Origin of the sequence: Amycolatopsis albispora (assembly GCF_003312875.1) — a bacterium.
Taxonomy (GTDB): Bacteria; Actinomycetota; Actinomycetes; order Mycobacteriales; family Pseudonocardiaceae; genus Amycolatopsis; species Amycolatopsis albispora.
In genome coordinates, this window is the sequence record NZ_CP015163.1 from 8519094 (window position 1) to 8538222 (window position 19129).

Consider the following 19129-nt stretch of genomic DNA (forward strand, 5'->3'; position numbering starts at 1 on the left):
GCCCGGTTCCGCGTTGTTATCGGCGGATCTTCCGCCTGCGCCGCGGCACCGCCAGCCCGTGGCGGATCGCGTTGCCCGCGTGGATGCCGTAGGCGAAGTCCTTGCAGAAGGTGGTCAAGGAAACGATGGCTTTGCGCATTTCCCGAGAATGACGGGGAAACACGGCAGGCAACACGGACGCCGACGACAACTACCGCCAAGATCTCGCCACCGCGTCAGCGGCCCAGCAACGCGGCGAGCCGGTCGATGGCCGGAGCCCCGGACGGCACTTGCTTCGGCGGCGCGAACGGGCTTCGGTCCGGCGGGACGTCGGCGAGCTTGGCCCGGCTGAACTCCAGCGCGCGCTCCGCGACGTCCTCCGGGAACCCCGGCGGCTGTCCCGTGGCGCGGGCCAGATCCCAGCCGTGTACGAGTTCTTCGGTGGTGCGCAGCAGGATCGCGGCGACTCCCGGCACCGCGCCGACCGGCACCTCGAAGATCCGCGTCCGGATCTCGGGCTGCCGGAATTCGGTGCGCAGTTCGCCGGTGGCCTTCCGATACGCGTCCGCCGGGGCGTCGCCGAGCGCGTCGGACTTGGCCGGGTCCAGTGCCTCGGGCGTCACGGCTGCCTCACCACGCAGGATGCCGGTGAACAGGCGGTTGCCGAGCACGAGGTGGTTGACCACGTCGCGCACGTTCCACGCCGGGCACGGGGTTTCCGCGTCCCAGCGCCGGATGCCGTCGATCAGCTCGGCCACGCGGGCGGTGGCGGCAGTCAGGTCGTCGAGTGGGTCGGTCACGGGTTCCTCCTGGGTTGATCATCGGTGGACTCCTGTGCTGACACCACTCGCGCCCCGGACGGAACGGTCCGCCGTGCGAAGATCCGCGCGTGGACGTACTGGACCGCGCCCGCCGCGGGGACGAGCGGGCCTTCCGCGAGCTGACCGAACCGCACCACCACGAGCTGCGCGTCCACTGCTACCGCATGCTCGGCTCCCTCACCGACGCCGAGGACGTGCTGCAGGAAACCCTGCTCGCGGCCTGGCGCGGGCTGGACGGCTACGCCTGCCGCGCCTCGGTGCGGACCTGGCTCTACCGCATCGCCACCAACCGCTGCCTCAACGCCATGCGGGACGCCAGCCGTCGGCGCCCGCCCGAGCCGACGCCGTCGTTCGAGCCGCCGGAGCCCAGTCGCCGCACGGACGTGACGTGGCTCCAGCCGTGCCCGGACGCCGTGCTGGGCCCGGAAACCAGTTACCACCGCCGGGAAACCGTCGAACTCGCCTTCATCGCGGCCCTGCAACGGCTGCCGCCGCGGCAGACCGCCACGCTCCTGCTGCGTGACGTGCTCGGTTATTCGACCGCCGAGGCCGCCGAACTGCTCGGCACCAGCCCGACCGCGGTCAAGGGCGCCCTGCAGCGCGCCCGCGCCCAGCTCGACCGGCCCGCCGACCCCGACCACACGCCGTTACCGGACTCCCCGGCTGAGCGCGAACTGACCCGGCGCTTCGCCGACGCGTTCACCGCCGGTGACGTGGACGGCATTCTCGCCCTGCTGACCGACGACGCGTGGTTGTCCATGCCACCCGCGCCGCACGAATACCAGGGCGACGGGATCGCCGCGTTGTTCACCACGTTCGCCACCTGGTGCGGGCCGCGCATCCGCCGTCTGGTGCCGACGCGCGCGAACACCCAGCCCGCGTTCGGCTGTTACCTCGACGGCAAACCGGCCGGGCTTTTTGTGCTGACCCCCACCGGCGACGGCATCAGCGCGCTGACCTGGTTCCTCCACGACGGTCTCCGGCCGCGGTTCGGCCTGCCCGCGACCGTCACCTGACCGGGTGAGAGACTGCGGTTGTGACCCAAGCCACGCTGCACATGCACCAGAAGGTCACCTTCGCGGTGAACCGCTACCAGATCTTCGCCGACCAGGGCGGCGAGCCCGGCGAGCTGATCGCGTTCGTCGAGCAGAAACGGCTGAAGTTCAAGGAAGAGGTGACCATCTACACCGACTCGTCGAAGCGCGCCGTGCTGGCCAGGTTCAAGGCCCGCAAGGTGATCGACCTCGGCAGCGGCTACGACGTCACCGACGCCGACGGCCGGTCGATCGGCCTGTTCCGCAAGGACTTCGGCAAGTCGCTGGTCAACTCGACCTGGCACCTCGACCAGCCGGGCAGGCCCACGGTCACCGGCCGCGAGCGCCACGGCGGCATCGCCGTGCTGCGGCGGGTGTGGAACTTCCTGCCGATCATCGAGAACATCCCGTTCCCGTTCCGCTACCACTTCGACTTCGCCGGCGAAAACGGCCCGGTGTTCAGCGTGGACAAGAAGACCTGGCTGCGCGACCACTACCGGATCGACATCGCCGACGCCGGGATCGACCACCGGCTGGTGATCGCGCAGGCGGTGGCGGTGGACGCGCTGCAGGCCCGCTAGCGCACCGCCTGGCCGATGCCGAGCATGTTGCCCTCGCTGTCGCGGAACCACGCACCGCGCTCGCCGCGGCCCTTGCTCGGATAGTTGCCGTCGATTTCGATGATGCCGCCGACGGTGCCCTCGTACTCCTCGAACACCACCCCGCGGGCACGCAGCGCGGCGACGGTGGCGTCGATGTCGTCGACGTTGAACGCCAGCTGGGTGAACGAGCCGTCGGCGGCACCGGCCGAGGCGAACAGGCAGAAAACCCCGGCGGCGCCTTCGTAACGGAGGCCGCCCTCGCGCTCCTCGACCGGTTCGAGGCCGAGCTTTTCGGCGTACCAGCGTCGTGCTCGTTCGAGGTCCTGCGTGGGGATGCGGGCTTCGATCCGCGCGTCTCTCAGCATTCGCCCGATGGTAGGCGGTACGCCCGGATGGGCGTGACGCCGGTCACGTCCGGAACGCGGCCCGTTGACGGCGGTACGAGCCCGTCCGCGTACACTCCGTGTTCGCGCACGCCCGGCCCGGCGGACCCGCAACCCTGATCAGAACGCGGCGGTTTGGTTACTCGCCCGCAACCCACGTGGTGGACGTTCGTTCTGTCCTGCGCGTGCGCCCGACGAAAGGACCCATCGATGAGGCTGCCGAGACGGCTCGCCGCGATCGCGGCCTGCCTGCTCCTGGCCGCGTGCGGGGCTGAGCCGCCGCCAGAGCAGCAGGCGCGGCCGGTCGAGGTCGCCTTTGTGCCCAAGGTGCAGTCCATCGCCTACTTCGACGCGATGAACGAGGGAGGCAGGCGCGCGGCGCAGCTGCTCGGCGTGAACTGGACCTACCGCGGCCCGCTCACCGCGGACGCCGCCGAGCAGGCGGCCATCGTGCGCGAGTTCGTCGGCCGCGGGGTGAACGTGGTGGTGGTCGCCCCGAACGACCCGGAGTCCTTCGCCCCGGTGGTCGCCGAGGCCAAGGCCAGGGGCGTCCGCGTGCTCACCACCGACACCGACGCGCCCAACTCCGGCCGCGAACTCTTCGTCAACCAGGCGGGCGCGGAAAGCGTCGGCCGCGCGCTGACCGACGCGCTGATGCGCAAGACCGGCGGCGCCGGGCAGTACGCGATCGTGTCCTGCGGTCCGGCCGCGGCGAACCTCAACGCCTGGATCGCCGTGCAGAAGGCCTACACCGCGCAGAACTACCCCGAAGCGCAGATCGTCGACATCGTCTACGTCGGCGAGGACCAGAACGCGGCCGCCGCCAAGGCCAAAGAACTGATGGCCGCGCACCCCCAGCTCACCGGGCTGGTCGGCGAGTGCACCACCTCCGCGCCGGGCGTGGCGAAGGCGGTCCGCGAGGCCGGGCGCATCGGGCAGGTCTTCACCGTGGGCGTCGGCACCCCGCAGTCGATGAAGGAGTACCTGCGTGACGGCTCGGCGTCGGCGTCGGTGCTGTGGGACGTGGAGAACCTCGGTTACCTGACCGCGTGGGCGGCGAAGCTGGCCGCCGACGGCAAGGTCCCGGAGCCGATGAACAACGTCAGCCCCGAACTGCCAGCCGTGCGCTACAGCGGCGCCGACAAGACCCTGGTCCTGGGCGACCCGCTGCTGATCACCAACGACAACGTGGACCAGTTCGACTATTAGGGCGCCACCGGATCCCGCGCCAGCATCGCCTCGCAACTGCGCAGCACCACCTCGGCGGCCCGCCGGGCGACGCCGCTCAGCGCCGGGTTGACCGCCTGCTCCCGCCAGTGCCACAGCGCGTCCTGGATGGCCTCCTGCAGTTCAGCCGGGGAGACCTCCTCCTCGATGCCCAGTCGTTCCAGCAGGCCGACGCCGTGGCCGCCGGTCAGCCGGATGGCGTCCTCCGCCAGTTCGTCCGGCAGCTCGGTCCGGCCACCGCGCAACGCCGCCAGCACGCGCAGCTCGGCGAACGCGTGCGCGCCGGACACCAGGCGGTCCAGCTCGGCGGCCAGCTGCTCGCTGCCGTGCCGTGGTTCCCGGCGCAGCAGCACCTCCAGCCCGAGCAGCGCCGCGCGGGCCTTCAGCACGTCCTCGCGGGCGGCGAACTGCAGCCCGATCGCGTCCCGCAGCTCGCCGAGCCCGCTGCGCTGCACCAGCTGACCGGCCAGCGCGGGCACGGTGTTCGCGCCGCGGCGGATCAGCGTGGTCGCCAGGCGCAGCCCGAACAGGCCGAACCGGCCGAGCAGCCATTCGCGGGCGCTGGGCTTCAGCGGCAGTGGCGCGTCGGCGCGGACGAACCGGTCCGCCGACAGCAGCCTGCTTTCCAGATCCGGCCGGGGGACCTGCGCGAGCGCGGACAGCGCGGCGAACTCCGGTTCGCTCAGCGTGCGGCCCGCGCTCGCCACCAGCCCGGCGACCGCGATCACGTCCTGGCACAGGTCCTGCACCTCGTCGGTGCGGCGGTAGCGGCGAGCCACCTGCCGGGCCGAGATCAACGCGTCGACCCGGCCGGCGCCGAGTTCGTCCGCCCTGGACAACACCACCATCGCGTGCACCGGCAGGGCCCAGCCGCTCGGCGGGCCGTGCAGCGAGCGCAGCGCGTCCAGCTCGGGGCCGTGCGGCCGTCGCACCAGGTACAGCACGGCGTCGGCGTCGGTGAGCCCACCGGCCAGCGCCTGCGGTCCGGCCTCGGGATCCAGCGCGGGCGTGTCCATCAGCACCAGGTCACGCAGCTGGCGGCTCGGCCAATCGACCACCAGCCGGTCCACCTGCTGCCCCGACAGCGGCGACAGGTCCACGCGCAGCCGCCGGTCGGTGCGCTCGGCGCCCAGCTCCCACGGCGCGGCCCCACCCGGCGGATAGGCCAGCGCACGCGGCGCCGACCCGCCCTGGTACCAGGTCATCACCTGGCGGTCACCGAGCTTGAGCGGCGCCACCTCGTCCCCCGCCAGCGCGTTGAGCAGGCTCGACTTCCCGGCACCGGACGAGCCGACCACGGCCAGCCGCAGCGGTTCGGCGAACCGCGCCAGGTGCCGTTCCAGCCAGCTCGTCGCGCGGGCGTTGTCCTGGTAGAGCGAGAGGGCGCGCTGGAGCAGTTCGCCGGCGGCCTCGGCGATCACGCGATCAGCCCCCGCGGGGAACTGGGCACGATCCGCGTCGCCGACAGGGCCTTGATCCGCTGCTTGATCGCGGCCAGCTCGTTCACCGCGGTCCTGATCTCCTGCGCGCGCTGCTTGCGCTGCGCGGCCTCGTTGTCGATGACCTGCTTGATCGCCTTGGCCGACGCGGTGATCTCCTGCCGCTGCTGCTGGGCGTAGGCGGTGAACCGGTCGCGCAGCGCGCGCTGCAGCAGTCGCGCGGCGTCCTTGCTCTCCTTGCCGTAGGCCAGGAAGAAGTCGTCGACGTGGCGCTGCGCGGCGGTTTTCGCGGTGGCCTGCCGCCGCTTGAGCCGGTTGCCGCGCTCCTCGAACACGCTCTTCGCACCGAAGGCGGCACCGGCGCCCAGCGAGATCGGGTTGATCAGCGGCATGCCGGCCACCGTGGTCGCCAGGCCGAACATCAGCAGGCCGGTGTACGACCCGCGCATGCCGACGAAGAGCTTCTGGCCGACGGTGAACCGCTCGACCCGCGGCTTGCGGATGCCGCTCGCGTGGTCCGGCGGCGCGTCCGCGACCAGCAGCTCGTGCAGTAGGTTCTCGTCGCCCGGCGCGACCTGCCTGGCCAGCTTGTGCGCGATCCAGTCGAACCGCTCCAGCAGCCAGTTGAAGTTGGTCTCGGCGACGGTGGCCAGGTTGTCCTGCAGCCAGTCCTCGAAGGTGTCCCAGTCGCGCGAGGGGTCGGCGGTGTCGAAGTACTCGTCGACGTCGCGCAGGATCTGCCGCGTGCGGTCGCGCAGGTCGTACTCGAGGTCGGCGATCAGGTCGGCGATCTCGTCGCCGAGCAGCGTCTGCCAGCGCGCCGAGTCCTGCTGGAGCTGCTCCAGCTTGCGGCCGGCGGCCTGCCAGCGGGCGACCACCTCCGGCGAGTCCCCGCGCTGGGTGGTGGCGAACTCCTCGTGCAGCGGCGGCACCAGCTGGTCCACGGTCATCCCGGCCAGCGCGGCCACCGACCGGGTGTGCAGCACGTCGGCCTGGTCCAGCCACTCGTGCTTGAGCCGGTGCAGCAGCTCCTCGAAGCCCGATTCGGCGTTGAGGTCGCGGTCGCCCGCCTTCGCCGCGGCCAGCCGGAGCGCGGCTGAGACCGGCACCACCGTGGCGCTCACCCCGGCCTTGGCCAGCCGCGCGCGGTTGCGCTCGGCCACCACCCGCCAGCCCGGCACGATGTCGATCTTGGTCAGCGCCACCATCACCGTCGGGCAGACCCGGGAGACCTGGCCGAGCAGGTCCAGCTCGCTCGGGGTGAACTCGCTCGTCGCGTCGGTGGCCATCAGCACCGCGTCGGCCTGCAGGATCTCCGAGAGCGCGTGCGCCGAGCGGGCGGCGTGCCCGGCGGGCGGGGTGTCGATCAGCACCAGGCCGGTGGCCAGCAGCGCCCGCGGCAGGCCGATGTGCGCGCGGGCGATCTCGGTGCCCGGCTGGGCGGCCTCGCGGTTGGCGTCGGCGGTCACCGAGTCGACCGCGGCGGGCACCAGCTGGTTCGACGGGCCGCTCTCGATCATCCGGTCGTTGCGCGGAGCGCTCAGCACCACCGCCGCGGTGGGGGCTTCGGCGTACTCCACCACCGCGGGCACGGTGGTGGTCAGGTCGTCACCCGTGGCGCACACCGGCGCGTTGACCAGCGCGTTCACCAGCTGGCTCTTGCCCTGCCCGGTCTCGCCGATGACCAGGATGCGCAGCTTCGGGTCCACCAGCTGGGCGCGTCTTTCGCGCAGCCGGCGGAGCAGGTCCGGGGTTCCGTGCGCGGCGCAGGCCCGGATGGTGTCGTCCATCAGCTGGAGCCAGGGCGGAGCCATCACCCGGAGGAGTGTGCCGTGTCCGAATCGAAATGCAAAAGTGGCCCGGTCCGTTCAGGTGAACGGACCGGGCCACGGGGAGGCGACCGCCGAGCGGGTGTAGCTGGCGCGGGCTCGACAGGGGAGGTAGTCGCCGTGATCTAGAAGTCGAGCAGGCCGCCGGTGAGGTCACCCACGTCCGGCAGCGAGTGACCGGGGTTCAGCTGGCCGAGCGGGCTTTCGGAGGCACCGCCGGTGCTGCCGCCGGGCAGCGGGTTCGCCACCGGGAGCTCGGGCAGTTCGGGCAGGTCCACCGGCAGCTCGGCGGGCAGGTCCGACGGCACGTCCGCGGGCAGGTCGGTCGGCAGGTCGGCCGGGGTGTCCACCGGGGTTTCGGCGGGCAGCTCCGCGGGCAGGTCCGCCTCGGGCACCTCGATCGGCAGGTTCTCCAGCTGGCCGGCGAGCTGGCCGGTGCCGGTGGCGATCTGGTCGGACAGGGAGGCGGCGCCGTCGGTGACCACCTGGTCGGCCGGGGCCGCGCCGGTCAGGTAACCGCCGAGGGTGGTGCCCCCGGTGGCCACGCCGTCCGCCAGCACCTCGCCACCGGTGGTGACGTACCCGGCGAGCGTGCCGGAGGTGGCCGACGCGGCTTCCTCACCGCTGCGCGGCATGGCGGCGTCGAGGGCGACGGGCTCGCCGAGACCGGCGAGGTGGTTGCCGCCGAGGTCGGCGAGCTGGTCGCTGTCGACCGAGTAGTGCTGGCCCGCGATGTTCAGCGAACCGGCGAAGCCGTCGGTGGAGGCGAACAGGTCGCCACCGAACTCGCCGGCCGGGGAGGCGGCACCGAAGGCGCCGTTGACCCCGTCGAGGCCACCCGCGCCGACGGCACCGGCGGACAGCTGCTCGCTGGCGAAGCCACCGGCCGCCGCGGCGCCCTGGGTGGTGCCGGAGACCGAGCCGCCGAGGTCGGCGGCGTCGCTGTCGGTGGCGAGCGAGGCGGCGGCGCCTTCGGCACTGGCCTCGCCGCTGGCGGTCCCGGTGAGCTGCTCACCGGCGTAGGTGCCGGTGGCGGCGAAACCCTCGGGGGAGACCTGGTGCGCGCCGGCCACCGAGCCGAGCGGGGTTTCCTCGGCGAAGGAGGAGGCGGTCAGGTCACCGAGCACGGGCAGCTCGGGCAGCGAACCGCCGTCGGCGACCTGCGCGAGCGCCTGCAGCTGGCCGATGGCGTCGGTGCCGGCCAGGTCACCGGTGGGCAGGCCGGACCCGAGCGACTCCGGGGTGAGCCCGCCGGGCGCGTAGTCGAGGACCAGCGGGACGACCTCCTGGACGTCCTGGGCGGTGATGTCCTGCAGGCCCGCGCCGGACAGGGCCGCGGCGGGGTCGGCGCCGAAGGCGGACCGCGCGGCGTCGTCGGTGAGCAGGTTCAGCACGAAGTCGTGCAGGGTCTGGCCGGTGGGGGACAACTCGTTACTCCTAGGGCGGGGGGTGCTGCGGTTCACGCTAGGTAAGGGGGGCGGCCCGGCGCATCGGGGATGACACCGGTCGCGCCGCCCTAACCCGCACTTCGGACGCCCGCCCGGCGGTTAGGGGATTAGGGGCCGTTTCACTCTTTCGCATGGGGGACCCCTGCACGCGGTGTGTTCTTGGTAGGAAGAACTACTGTCCGCGCAAGCTCGTGAGGGATTCAGCCCGCATGCCGTACGTCTTGGGGATCGACCTCGGGCACACCCGCACCACCGCCGCGGTCTGCCGCCGGGTGGGGGCCGCGTGGGGGGAGCCCCAGGTGGTCGCCCTCGACGGCGACGCCCGCTGGGTGGAGTCGGTGCTGCACGTGGCCCAGGACGGTTCGGTGGTGTTCGGCCAGGAAGCCGCCCGGCGCGCGCTGGCCGAGCCACAGAGCGCGGCGCGTGGCTTCCTCGGCCGGACCGGCGACGCGGTGCCGCTGGTGCTCGGCCAGCACCTCTACACCGCCGAGGTGCTGACGGCCTCGCTCGCCGGGTGGGTGGCCGACCAGGTCGCGGAGTCCTTCGGTGGCCCGGCCGACCGGATCGTGGTGGCGCACCCCGCCGGTTGGGGTCCCCACCGCCGCGCGGCGCTGCGGACCGGACTGGAGGCCGCCGGGCTGCCCGGGGTGCTGCTGCTGCCGAAGCCGGTCGCCGCCGCGGAGAACCACGTGGCGGGCGAAGCCGGGGACGAGCTGGAGCCGGGCTCGGTGCTGGCGGTCTGCCGGATCGGCGGTGAGCACGTGGACTCGGCGCTGGTGCGCCGCACGCACGCCGGGTTCGACCTGCTCGCGCACACCGGCAGCGCGCCGGGCCGGGGCAGCGCGCGGATCGACGAACTGCTCGCCGAGCACGTGCTCGCGCGGTCCGGGGCCAAGCTGCCCGCCCACGCCGAGCCCGCGCTGCGTGGCCCGATGGCCGGGTTCCGGATGGCGGGCGTGCTGGCCAAGGAACGGCTGTCGGTGGCCCCGTCGGCTTCGCTGACCGTGCCGCTGCCCGGGGTGGAGACGCCCGAGGTGCACGTGACCAGGACCGAGCTGGAGGAGCTGGCCAGGCCGGTGCTGACCGCCGCGGTGGCGCAGCTGAAGCGGCTGGCCGAGCCGGTGCCGGACGGGGAGCTGGCCGCCGCCCTGCTGGTCGGCGGGGGCGCGCGGATACCCTTGGTCACCTTCCTCGCCGAATCGGCACTGGGCTGCCCGGTGCTGGCCGATCCGGATCCGGCCGCGGCGGTGTGCCGCGGCGCGGCGCTGGTCGCCCGGCCGCGACTGGCCGGAGAGGGCCGCCGGCCGTCACCGCGGCCACGCGGGGCGCCGGTGGAGGAGTCGACCGCGCTCATCCCGCGGACGCTGGAACCGCCGCTGCTCGCGGGGGTGGACGACGACGAACTGGGCCCGCCGCCGCCCCGGCCGCCGGTGGAGGTCACCCCGCTGGAAGCGCCGAAGCGGTTCACCAACCCGCTGCGACGGCGGTCCGAGCGAGAACCCGAGCGAGAGGACAGCCGTTGACCCGACCCGCGTCGACCCGGGGCGCCGAACCGGTGCTGGACGAGCCGACCCGGCAGTTGTGCGCCGCGATCGCCGAGCGCCGGCTCACGCAGGTGCGCCTGGCCGTGGTCGCGGCCGGGGACCACGGCAAGACCGCGCTGCTGGACCACCTGCGGGCGCTGTGCACGGCCGCCGGGCTGACCGTGGCGCGGTTCGACCCGGCGCGTGCCGACGACGAGCCCGTCGACCTGGTGCTCGCCGACGACGCGCACACCTACGGCGAAGCGGAGCTGGCCGCGCTGGCCCGGCTGCTCGGTGACGAGCGGACCGGGGTGGTGGTGGCCGCGCGCCCGCGGCCGCGCCCGGCCGGGCTGAACGCGGTGCTGAGCCGGTTGCGTGGCCAGATCCTGCTGCGCCCGCTGGAAAGGCCGCAGGTCGCCGAGCACCTGGCGGCGTACGGCGTGTCCATCGAGCTGGCCGAGTTCGTCCGCGCGCAGACCGGCGGTGTGCCCGGCCACGTGCACCGGGTGGTGACCGCGCTGGCCGCGGTGCCGCCGTCCGAGCGCGGGGAGCTGCCGCCCGCCGCGTTCGGCGGGATCCGGCAGGAACTCGACCGCGCCGAGCCGGGCGTGCTGCGCTTCCTGCTCGCCGTGGAGGCGGGTGCCGGGCCGGACATCGACCTGCTCGGCGGGCTGCTCGGGCGCGACCCGGAGGGCGTGAGCACGGTGATCGACCTCGCGCGCGCGACCGGGTTGTTCGGCGCCGACGGCACGCTGCTGCCGATCACCCTCGCCGCGCTGCGGGCGCTCGTGCCTGCCGAACGGCACGCGGCGGTGCGGCAGCGGCTGGTCGAACTGCAGTTGGAGCGCGGTGCGCCGGTGCTGCGGCTGGTGCGGCCGTGGCTGGGGAAGGCGATCGCCGGGCCGAGCGTGGCGAAGGCGTTCGAGGCGGCGGCCGACGAGGCACTGGGGTCGGACCCGGCGCTGGCGGCCCGGCTGCTGGAGGCGGCGGTCGCGGCCGGGCGCCCAGCCGCCGAGTTGGGGGCCCGCCGGGCCGAGGCGGTGGCGCTGGCCGGTGACCTGGACGGGGCGTTGCGGCTGGCCGACGAGGTCATCGCGGCTTCGGCGGCGACCGGCCGGGCCGACGGCGCACGCGTGGCGGCGACCGCGCTGACCCACCGCGGTCAGCTGGGCCGGAGCGCGGAACTGCTGCAGTGGTCGGGCACCCGGCGGTCGCGGGCGTTCGCCGCGATCAGCCTGATCGCCACCGGCCGTCGTGCCGAAGCCGAGCGGGAACTGGAGAAGGCCGCCGAAGGCGACGGCGACGAGCCGCCGACGCTGCTCTCGGGGGCGTTGTCCGCGGTGGCACGCGGGGTGGTGGAGTCGGTCGGCGGCGCGCCGACCGCCGCACTGTCCACTTTGGTCAGCTCGGCGGAGATGCTGGAGCCGGTGGGCCGCGCGGTGCTGCTGCCGGACAGCCCGGCCGCGCTCGGCGCGCTGGTCGCGCTGCACAGCGGGGAGCTGACCATCGCCGAACCGCTGCTGGAACGCGCGCTGGCCGCGCGCACCGGCGGGGTCACCCTGCAGGCACGGCACCAGCTGCTGCTGGCCTGGATCGCGATGGTGCGCGGGGACGCGGCGCTGGCCGCGGAACGGCTGAACGCCGCCGAGGAGGTCCGGCAGCCGCGTGACTGGCTGTTCGCGGTCGGGCTGGAGGTCGGCCTGGCGCGGCGCACCAGCGACCTGACCGCCCTGCGCCGGATCTGGGGCGTGGCCTGCGAAGCGGTGATCCGGCACCCGGTGGACCTGTTCTCGTTCCTGCCGTTCGGCGAGTTCGCGATGGCCGCCGCCCGGCTCGGCGAACGCGACCGCCTCGCCCCGCACCTCGCGCAGGCGCACGCCGTGCTCAGGGGCCTCGGCGACCCGCCGCTGTGGGCGGCTTCCCTGCACTGGAGCGAACTCCACGCGGCGATCATCGCCGAACGCGCCGGTGAGGCGAAGGACCACGCCGCCGCGCTGGCCGCCTGCGCCGGGCACGGCGCGTACTTCACCGCGGTGGCGGACGCGGCCGCGTGCTGGCTGAAGGTGCTCGCGGGCGACATCGACGCCGAAGAGGTCGAAGCGGCGGCGCACGCGCTGCGCGGCAGCGGGCTCTGGTGGGACGGCGCGCGGCTGGCCGGGCAGGCGGCGATCCGCACCACGGACCGCAAGGCGATGGTCGCGCTGCTCGACTGCGCGCGGATGCTGCAGGGTACGTCGGCGGCTTCGCCGTCACCGCCCGCCGAAGGCGCCGCCACCGAGGACAGCCCGGGCGCGGCGCGGCTGAGCGACCGCGAGCTGCAGGTGGCCGAGCTGGTGCTGGGCGGCATGACCTACAAGGAGGTCGGCGCGCGGCTGTTTATCTCGGCGAAGACGGTCGAGCACCACATGGCGCGGATGCGGCAGCGGCTGGGTGCGGGGAGCCGGGCGGAACTGCTGGCGCAGCTCCGCGAGCTGCTCGGGGACCGTCCGAAGTAGACAGCGGGGTCAGCGGAGTCCTTGCCCGGCGCCGGGGGTCGTACTGGCGGCGGGCGTGCTCGATGCGTTCCCAGGCTGGGCGGAACTGCTGGCCCACTTCCGCGAAATGCGCGGGGACGTCCGAAGTGGATATTCCAGTCAGCGGAGCCCTTGCCCGGCGCCGAAGATGCGGTGGGGGTCGTACTGGCGGCGGGCGTGCTCGATGCGTTCCCAGGCTGGGCGGAACTGCTGGCCCACTTCCGCGAAATGCGCGGGGACGTCCGAAGTGGATATTCCAGTCAGCGGAGCCCTTGCCCGGCGCCGAAGATGCGGTGGGGGTCGTACTGGCGGCGGGCGTGCTCGATGCGTTCCCAGGCTGGGCGGAACTGCTGGCCCACTTCCGCGAAATGCGCGGGGACGTCCGAAGTGGACATCCCAGTCAGCGGAGCCCTTGCCCGGCGCCGAAGATGCGGTGGGGGTCGTACTGGCGGCGGGCCTGTTCCAGGCTTTCCCAGGCCGGGCCGAACTGCTCGGCCCAGTCCGCCGGTGACATCGGCAGCGCGTTCGACGGGTACACCGTGCCGCCGAGTGCCTTCGCCTGCCGGTACAGCTGGAGGTTCAGTTCGGTCAGCCGTGCGTTCTCCATCGGGTCGGCGGGTTTTCCGGTGCGCAGCAAGGAGAACAGCCACACCAGCGTGCCATCGGGCACCCGCAGCAGCGGGGTGTGCAACGCGCTCGCGCGGACCGGGTACAGCATCACCAGCCCGCTGCCGCCGAGGTCCTCCCGGCGGGTTTTCGCCAGTGTTTCCGCCACCACCCCGCCGGCCACCTCGTCCGGCAGGAAAACGTTCAGCCACGGGTGCGGGTGGAACCAGCTGCCCTCCGCGCGAAGGGCCGCTTCACCCTCCTCCATCCGGTTCAGGAAGTCGAAGTAGGTGGTGTCCTCGACCTCCATCCGGTCGAAGCGCAGGTCGTCGAGCGAAGCGGTCGAATAGGTGACCGCTTCGAGCATGTGCGTCCAGTCGCCTTCGTCGAGGATCAGCTGGCCCTCCACGTAGTCGAACCGGCCGTCGCGCACGACCGTGCGCTGGTCGGCCAGGAACGCGGGAAGCGAGCGGTAGTACAGCTTCCACCGCCGCGCGGTCGGCGGCGCGGGCACCAGCCGGAGCTTCACGCGCGTGATCACCCCGCACAGGCCCAGCCCGCCGCGCACCGCGTCGAACAGGTCGTCGCCGGGGCGGCAGGTGCGGACCTCGCCGGTGCCGGTGACCACCTCCAGCTCGGTGACGTTGTCGGTCTGCGTGCCGTGGTGGGGGGCGGCGCCGCCGATCCCGCCGACCACCAGCGTGCCGCCGACGGTCAGCTCCAGGTAGTCGGTGAGCACCGGCGGGGTCAGCCCGAGCGGCAGCGTCAGGTCGAGCACCTCGCGCCAGCGCGCACCCGCGTCGACGATCGCCTCGGTGCCGTCGACCTCGCGGATCGGCGGCAGGCTCCGCACGTCCAGTACGATGCCGCCTTCGGCCTGCTCCTGGCCGAACGGCGAATGCCCGGCGCCCCTGGCGGACACCGGCAGGCCGTGCTCGGTGGCGAAGGTGATCGCGGCGGAGACGTCGGCGAGTGAAGCCGGGCGCACCACCGCGGCCGGGCGGGAATGCACCAGGTGGCCGAAGTCCTGCGCGGCAGCGGCGAGCGCGCAGTCTGTCCGGTCGACTTCGCCGTCCGGGACGGACAGCCAGGCGATGATCGGCCCCGAACCGTGGTCGCCTGGCTGTCCTGGCTGCATACCGGGCAGATTACCCGGCCGCGTCGATGGCTTCCGCCGTTTCGCGTGCCTGCTGCCGGATTCCGTCCAGCACCAAGGGGTTGAGGTTCTTGTTCTCGAAGGTCCGGACCAGCTGGCGCAGCACGTCGTGTGCCTGCTCGGGGTGCCCGGCCTTCGCCTCGGCCATGGCCTGCGTCCGCATGGCCAGGTTCAGCGTCACGTTGTCCACGCCGTCCTCCGGCGCGAGCGAAGCCTCGGCGACCTGGCCGAGCAGGCTGGCCGCCTCGGTACCGTTCGCCTCCCGGACGCGGAGCGTCTTGTCGGTGGTCAGCTCCTTGAAGTCGCGCTGCTGGTTGATCCCCTTGACCAGCCTGCCGTACACGGCCAGCGGGTGGTCGGGGAAGCGGTCGAGCAGCGTTTCGATCGCGGAGACGCCCTTGCCGAGCTGGCTCGCGTCCGACCCGAGCAACGCCAGCAGCTGGCCCTGCTCCTCGCCGAGCAGCAGTTCGGCCGCGGCCTCGTCGGCACGGGTGGCGGGCGGGCGCACGCGGAGCCGCAGCACCGGCGAAAGTATCCGCGAGCCGTCACCGGCGATGTAGGTGGCCCGCAGCCGGTAGGTGCCCGGTGCCTCGAACAGGAACCCGTCGGCGCCGAACCCGATGTACGCGCTCTCGTACAGCGCGGGCTTGTCCACGCCCACCCGCACCGCGCGGTCCTCGTCCACGCAGTGACGCAGCATGGGGCGGTAGCGCACGGTCCGGCCGGACGGCTGCTGCACGGCGATCGAGACGAGGTCGTCGTTCGGGTGCAGGTACCCGTGGGTGTCCCGGCCACGCAGCTCGGTGCCCGACAGCTTCAGCTCGACCACCACCGGCTCCCCGTAGGCGAACCCGGACTTCGGCGAGCGCAGGTCGAGCGCCAGCCCCGAGTTGTCCACCAGCGGGGTGTCGAACAGGTCGGGATCCACCTCGGCGGCCCCGGTGCCGAACGCGTTCGCGCCCATCACCACGTTGCGGTAGTAACCGTGCCGCAGGTGCACCAGCTCGTTTTCGGTGAACTGGAACGGGAAAGCGGCCCAGTAGGCGGCCGCGCCGCCCGGCCCGTTCGCCGACTGCTGGTACTTCCAGTCGTAGTTCATCCAGGACAGGTCACCGAGGCCGCCGTTCGGGCCGAGCGGGGCAGGCGGGTTCGCCAGGTTCTTCTGCCACGAGTGCAGCAGGTTGAACGCGTGGCCCAGTTCGTGCACGTAGGTGCGCAGCTGCGAGCGCTGGGTGGCCGCGTCGGCGCCGCCGATGGCGTCGTAGAACACCGCCGCGCCCTGGCGCTGGAAGGCGTCGCCGTAGTCGAACATGATGCCGCGGTAGCCGCCGTCGTGGGAGGTGGCCACCAGCATCCACACCTGCCAGCGCGGGGTGTTGGTGAAGCCGCTGAAGTGGTTGACCATGGCGGCGTGCAGTTCGGCGTCGTTCCACTTGGCGTTCGCGCCCGCCGCGCCGACCGGGATGACGTTCGTGCCGCCGGTGGTGAGCAGCTCGATCCCGGCTTCGGCGAACGCGCCGGGCACGGTGAGCACGCGGGCCGGGCTACCGGCCGGCTGCGGCAGCGAACCGGTGTTGTAGGACAGGAACGGCACGGTGCCCGCGACGGAGTCCTGCTCGTAGGAAACGGTGCGGAAGAATCCCGACTCGAACGGGCAGAAATAGGTGGCGCCGGGGCTGTTCGACGCGGTCAGGAATTCCAGCGTGCCCGGTTTCGGCGATTCGAAGAGATTCGCGCGGCCGATGGTCAGCCGGATCTTCGGCGCGCCGGCGGACCAGGTGAAGGTGCCGGTGCCCTCGATCTTGACCTGGCTCGCGGTGGTGGTCACCGTCGGCGAATGCACGATGAAGGAACCGAAATAGGTGGTGGTGGCACCGGAAACGGTGAAGAAGTCGCCGCTGACCCGGCGCGTCGGGCGGTTGCCGTCCACGTCTACCCGCAGCGCCAGCTGCCAGCTGCCGCTCGTGCTGCGGTAGCGGCCGCGCACCAGCCGCTTGCGGATGACGATCGGCGGGATCGGGATGGGCACCGGCGGCGCCGCCGCGGTGTCCTCGGTTTCGGCGGCGGGGGCGCGCGTTCCGTCCGCCGCGGCCGTGCCGTGGCCGTTGGTGGCCATCACCTCCGGCTCGGCCTCCACTGGCCGGTCGATGACGCCGGTTTCGGTGTTCGCACCGCCTACCGTCGGATCGGAGATACCCAGCATGATGCGCCCCTTCCTGGGCAGGATGAGCATGAGCGCCAGGGCGTAGAACAATTGAGCGCCGACATGGCGGAGTGAGATTACGACTGTTTCACCCCGGCGGCGGCGAAACCCGCCGGTATGTACCCGGATGGCCCAGTTGACCAGCGGTTTTTCGTGAAGCGGTGGCATTCTTGGCAATTCACCACGCGGCTGCCGGTCGCGGTTACTGAATCACCTCGTTTCCATTCGCCGAAAAGTTGGGGCGGGGTCGCGGTGTCACGAATGTGGCTTTCGAGACGTTTGGCGTCTCGAAAGCCACATTCGTGACACTGGCGCGACCGAAGCCGCCGGCCGCGCGGCTTCCCTCAGGCGAGGCGGATGGGCGGATCGGCCCGCCGGTTCGACAGTTCCGCGGCCGGCACCGGCTCGGTGTCCACATCGAACAGTTCGTGGTGCACGCATTCCGACGGCACGTCGTGCTCCGCCAGCACCCGCAGCGTGTGCTCCGCCAGCGTCCGCGGCGCGCACACGAACCACTCGTCCACCTTCGCCGGGTGCAGCCGTCCTTCCAGCAGCGCCGACAGCCTCGCGGTGTCCAGCCGTCCGCGCACGAACTGCTCGTGCGTCACCGCGAGCACCTCGCTGATCGCGTCCACCGGCTGGAAGTCGCGCCCCCGCCGCAGTTCGGGGTCCTGCTCGTCGGTGCGGTAGTGCACCACGCGCAGCCTGCCGTCGAATCGCTTCGCCAGTGCCGAAACCTCGTCGGCCAGCATCGTGGTCGATCCGCTGCGGTTGACGTAGAGCAGCGTGGCCCGGCTGTGCGGTTCGGTCTCCAGCGCGCGGGTGAACATGGTCAGGATCGGCGGCAGCCCGCTGCCCGCGGCCAGCCCGACGTAGTGCCGCGACCGCCGCGGGTCCGGCTCCAGGGTGAACTCGCCGGTCGGCGGCAGCACGTCCAGCCGGTCGCCCGGCCGCAGCGTGTTCGTCACCACCGTGGAGAACGGCCCCCGCTCGACGCGCTTCACCGCGATCCGCAGTTCTCCGCGCGGCGCCGGGCACAGCGCGTAGCTCCGGCGCAAGGGCACCCCGTCGACCAGCGCGCGCACCGTCACGTGCTGGCCCGCCACGTACTCGAAGGCGTCGGTCAGCTCGTCGGGCACGGCGAACCGGACCGCCGCCGCGTCCGAGCCGATCCGCTCGACCTCGGTCACCAGCAGCGAGTGGAACACCCGCAGCCGCCGCGGTGGTGGCTCGGCGGGCGGCTCGGCGGCCGGTCGCGGCGGGAACCAGCGCGAGGCCCGGTACTCGGCCGCGCTCAGCTCACGCCCGCCGAGCGCGCGCACCGGCACGCCCAGGCCGAGATAGGCCTCCACGTTCCGCCGCCACACCCGCCGGTACCGGTAGAACGGGATCGCCGGGTGCAGGTGGTGCACCAGGTGGTAGTTCTGGCCGAGGGTGAGCGGGCTCGCCAGCCGTTCCAGCCCCACGTGCGCCCAGGCCACCCGCAGCCGGTCGGGGCCGGGCCAGTCCGGCAGTCCCCGGTGCGGGAACCAGTCGAACAGCACCACCACCAGCGCCAGCCCGATCCGCTGCGGGATCAGGTAGGCCACCAGCAGCTCCACGCCGTACCCGCCGGCGACCAGCGTGCAGAGCGCGCCGATGGCCAGCGTGGCGACCGCGGTGGTCTCGTGCACCTCGCGTGCCGGGCGGCGGGGCATCCGGCCGAGGTAGTGGCGCATGAACCAGAAGTCGACGGTCAGCCAGCGCAGCGGCAGCTGCCAGCCGGGCGCGCGGGCGGTCCACCCGGCCACGTCGCCGTGGCTCCCGGGGCTGCGGTGGTGCTCCAGGTGGAGGTGGCGGACCGGCGGGAACGCGCCGTAGGCGGCGACGAACGGCATGGCCAGCCGCCCGAGCAGGGCGTTGACCGTGGTCAGCCGGCCGGCCGCGTGGTGCATCGCCTCGTGCGCGACGGTGAACATGGTCACCGTCGCCATCGCCTGGAGCACGACGGTCGCCCACAGCGGCGCCAGCCCGGTCAGCGCCAGCCACGCGCCCAGTGCCCACACCGCCGCCCCGCCGGCGAACAACGCGACCGTCGGCGTGGCCACCAGCGGCAGGCTGACCCCGGGGGCGGGCAGCTCACGCACCGTGCCCGTACCGCCCACTCTCCACCCCCTTGCCACCCGCTCAGCGGTACAACAGCGTTACGCCGCCACTAACTGTGACCCGAATGGGTGATGCCGGACAAGAGTGACTTGGCGGGTAGGGCGGGTTTCCTGGGTCTGTTCGATGGGCTTCGTGATCCAGGTGGTTCCTGGCGGTGCCGGGCGTTCGGCCTCGTACTGGGCGTACTCGGCCGAAGGCCCGGTGCCGCCAGGGGCCGCCTG

The 19129-nt window shown here is 72.9% G+C and carries 15 protein-coding genes; 5 read left to right on the top strand and 10 right to left on the bottom strand.

Translation table 11 applies throughout. From position 1 onward, the window contains the following. Window positions 1-16 precede the first annotated feature (16 nt). Both A4R43_RS44480 and A4R43_RS39570 read right to left on the bottom strand, forming a co-directional pair. Window positions 17-139 (bottom strand): hypothetical protein, encoded by a 123-nt coding sequence (locus A4R43_RS44480; protein WP_257791784.1) that lies wholly within the window; start codon window positions 137-139, stop codon window positions 17-19. 76 nt (window positions 140-215) lie between these two features. Further along, window positions 216-779 (bottom strand): TIGR03086 family metal-binding protein, encoded by a 564-nt coding sequence (locus A4R43_RS39570; protein WP_236808541.1) that lies wholly within the window; start codon window positions 777-779, stop codon window positions 216-218. Window positions 780-868: 89 nt separating this feature from the next. Between A4R43_RS39570 and A4R43_RS39575 the strand changes: the two genes are divergently transcribed. Beyond that, on the top strand, window positions 869-1816 hold the full coding sequence (locus A4R43_RS39575) for an RNA polymerase subunit sigma-70 (protein ID WP_113696760.1): 948 nt from the start codon (window positions 869-871) through the stop codon (window positions 1814-1816). Between the two features lie 20 nt (window positions 1817-1836). Continuing rightward, on the top strand, window positions 1837-2415 hold the full coding sequence (locus tag A4R43_RS39580) for an LURP-one-related family protein (RefSeq protein ID WP_236808542.1): 579 nt from the start codon (window positions 1837-1839) through the stop codon (window positions 2413-2415). Here A4R43_RS39580 and A4R43_RS39585 read toward each other — a convergent pair. Next, complete coding sequence (locus tag A4R43_RS39585) at window positions 2412-2801, bottom strand: VOC family protein (protein WP_113696761.1); 390 nt, start codon at window positions 2799-2801, stop codon at window positions 2412-2414. The genes A4R43_RS39580 and A4R43_RS39585 overlap by 4 nt on opposite strands. Window positions 2802-3029: 228 nt before the next feature. Between A4R43_RS39585 and A4R43_RS39590 the strand changes: the two genes are divergently transcribed. Then, window positions 3030-4028, top strand: a complete 999-nt coding sequence (locus A4R43_RS39590; protein ID WP_113696762.1) for an autoinducer 2 ABC transporter substrate-binding protein — start codon at window positions 3030-3032, stop codon at window positions 4026-4028. Here A4R43_RS39590 and A4R43_RS39595 read toward each other — a convergent pair. The 3 genes from A4R43_RS39595 to A4R43_RS39605 form a co-directional block, all read right to left on the bottom strand. After that, window positions 4025-5467, bottom strand: coding sequence for a hypothetical protein (locus tag A4R43_RS39595; RefSeq protein ID WP_113696763.1), 1443 nt, complete (start codon window positions 5465-5467; stop codon window positions 4025-4027). The two genes, A4R43_RS39590 and A4R43_RS39595, sit on opposite strands and share 4 nt — an antisense overlap. Next, window positions 5464-7302: a dynamin family protein gene (locus tag A4R43_RS39600; protein WP_113696764.1), complete on the bottom strand. Its 1839-nt coding sequence runs from the start codon at window positions 7300-7302 to the stop codon at window positions 5464-5466. The genes A4R43_RS39595 and A4R43_RS39600 overlap by 4 nt, the downstream gene beginning before the upstream one ends. Window positions 7303-7439: 137 nt before the next feature. Further along, window positions 7440-8741, bottom strand: a complete 1302-nt coding sequence (locus A4R43_RS39605; protein ID WP_113696765.1) for an IniB N-terminal domain-containing protein — start codon at window positions 8739-8741, stop codon at window positions 7440-7442. A 230-nt stretch (window positions 8742-8971) separates the two neighbouring features. On the opposite strand from A4R43_RS39605, the gene A4R43_RS39610 reads away from it, so the two are divergent. After that, complete coding sequence (locus A4R43_RS39610) at window positions 8972-10285, top strand: Hsp70 family protein (protein ID WP_113696766.1); 1314 nt, start codon at window positions 8972-8974, stop codon at window positions 10283-10285. Then, a complete protein-coding gene (locus A4R43_RS39615) occupies window positions 10282-12780 on the top strand; it encodes a helix-turn-helix domain-containing protein (protein ID WP_113696767.1) in 2499 nt (832 codons plus the stop codon). Before A4R43_RS39610 ends, A4R43_RS39615 begins: the two co-directional genes overlap by 4 nt. A 278-nt stretch (window positions 12781-13058) precedes the next feature. On the opposite strand, the gene A4R43_RS44485 is transcribed toward A4R43_RS39615, so the two are convergent. From A4R43_RS44485 to A4R43_RS39630, 4 genes are all read right to left on the bottom strand, one after another. After that, complete coding sequence (locus A4R43_RS44485) at window positions 13059-13193, bottom strand: hypothetical protein (protein WP_257791785.1); 135 nt, start codon at window positions 13191-13193, stop codon at window positions 13059-13061. Between the two features lie 5 nt (window positions 13194-13198). Continuing rightward, complete coding sequence (locus A4R43_RS39620; RefSeq protein WP_113696768.1) at window positions 13199-14542, bottom strand: FAD-binding protein; 1344 nt, start codon at window positions 14540-14542, stop codon at window positions 13199-13201. 10 nt (window positions 14543-14552) lie between these two features. Continuing rightward, window positions 14553-16763 carry a hypothetical protein gene (locus A4R43_RS39625; protein ID WP_162788762.1) on the bottom strand — a complete coding sequence of 737 codons (2211 nt, stop codon included), beginning with the start codon at window positions 16761-16763 and terminating at the stop codon, window positions 14553-14555. A 344-nt stretch (window positions 16764-17107) separates the two neighbouring features. Continuing rightward, the gene (locus tag A4R43_RS39630; RefSeq protein WP_162788763.1) at window positions 17108-18907 is read right to left on the bottom strand and encodes a fatty acid desaturase; all 1800 of its coding nucleotides are present in this window, start codon (window positions 18905-18907) and stop codon (window positions 17108-17110) included. Window positions 18908-19129: the final 222 nt, after the last annotated feature.

What these genes read in the sequence shown, in the direction of transcription:
- A4R43_RS39590 (WP_113696762.1), top strand. Translation starts at nt 3,030, where the DNA reads ATGAGGCTGCCGAGACGGCTCGCCGCGATCGCGGCCTGCCTGCTCCTG.
- A4R43_RS44480 (WP_257791784.1), bottom strand. Translation starts at nt 139, where the DNA reads ATGCGCAAAGCCATCGTTTCCTTGACCACCTTCTGCAAGGACTTCGCC.
- A4R43_RS39625 (WP_162788762.1), bottom strand. Translation starts at nt 16,763, where the DNA reads ATGCTGGGTATCTCCGATCCGACGGTAGGCGGTGCGAACACCGAAACC.
- A4R43_RS39585 (WP_113696761.1), bottom strand. Translation starts at nt 2,801, where the DNA reads ATGCTGAGAGACGCGCGGATCGAAGCCCGCATCCCCACGCAGGACCTC.
- A4R43_RS39620 (WP_113696768.1), bottom strand. Translation starts at nt 14,542, where the DNA reads ATGCAGCCAGGACAGCCAGGCGACCACGGTTCGGGGCCGATCATCGCC.
- A4R43_RS44485 (WP_257791785.1), bottom strand. Translation starts at nt 13,193, where the DNA reads ATGTCCACTTCGGACGTCCCCGCGCATTTCGCGGAAGTGGGCCAGCAG.
- A4R43_RS39610 (WP_113696766.1), top strand. Translation starts at nt 8,972, where the DNA reads ATGCCGTACGTCTTGGGGATCGACCTCGGGCACACCCGCACCACCGCC.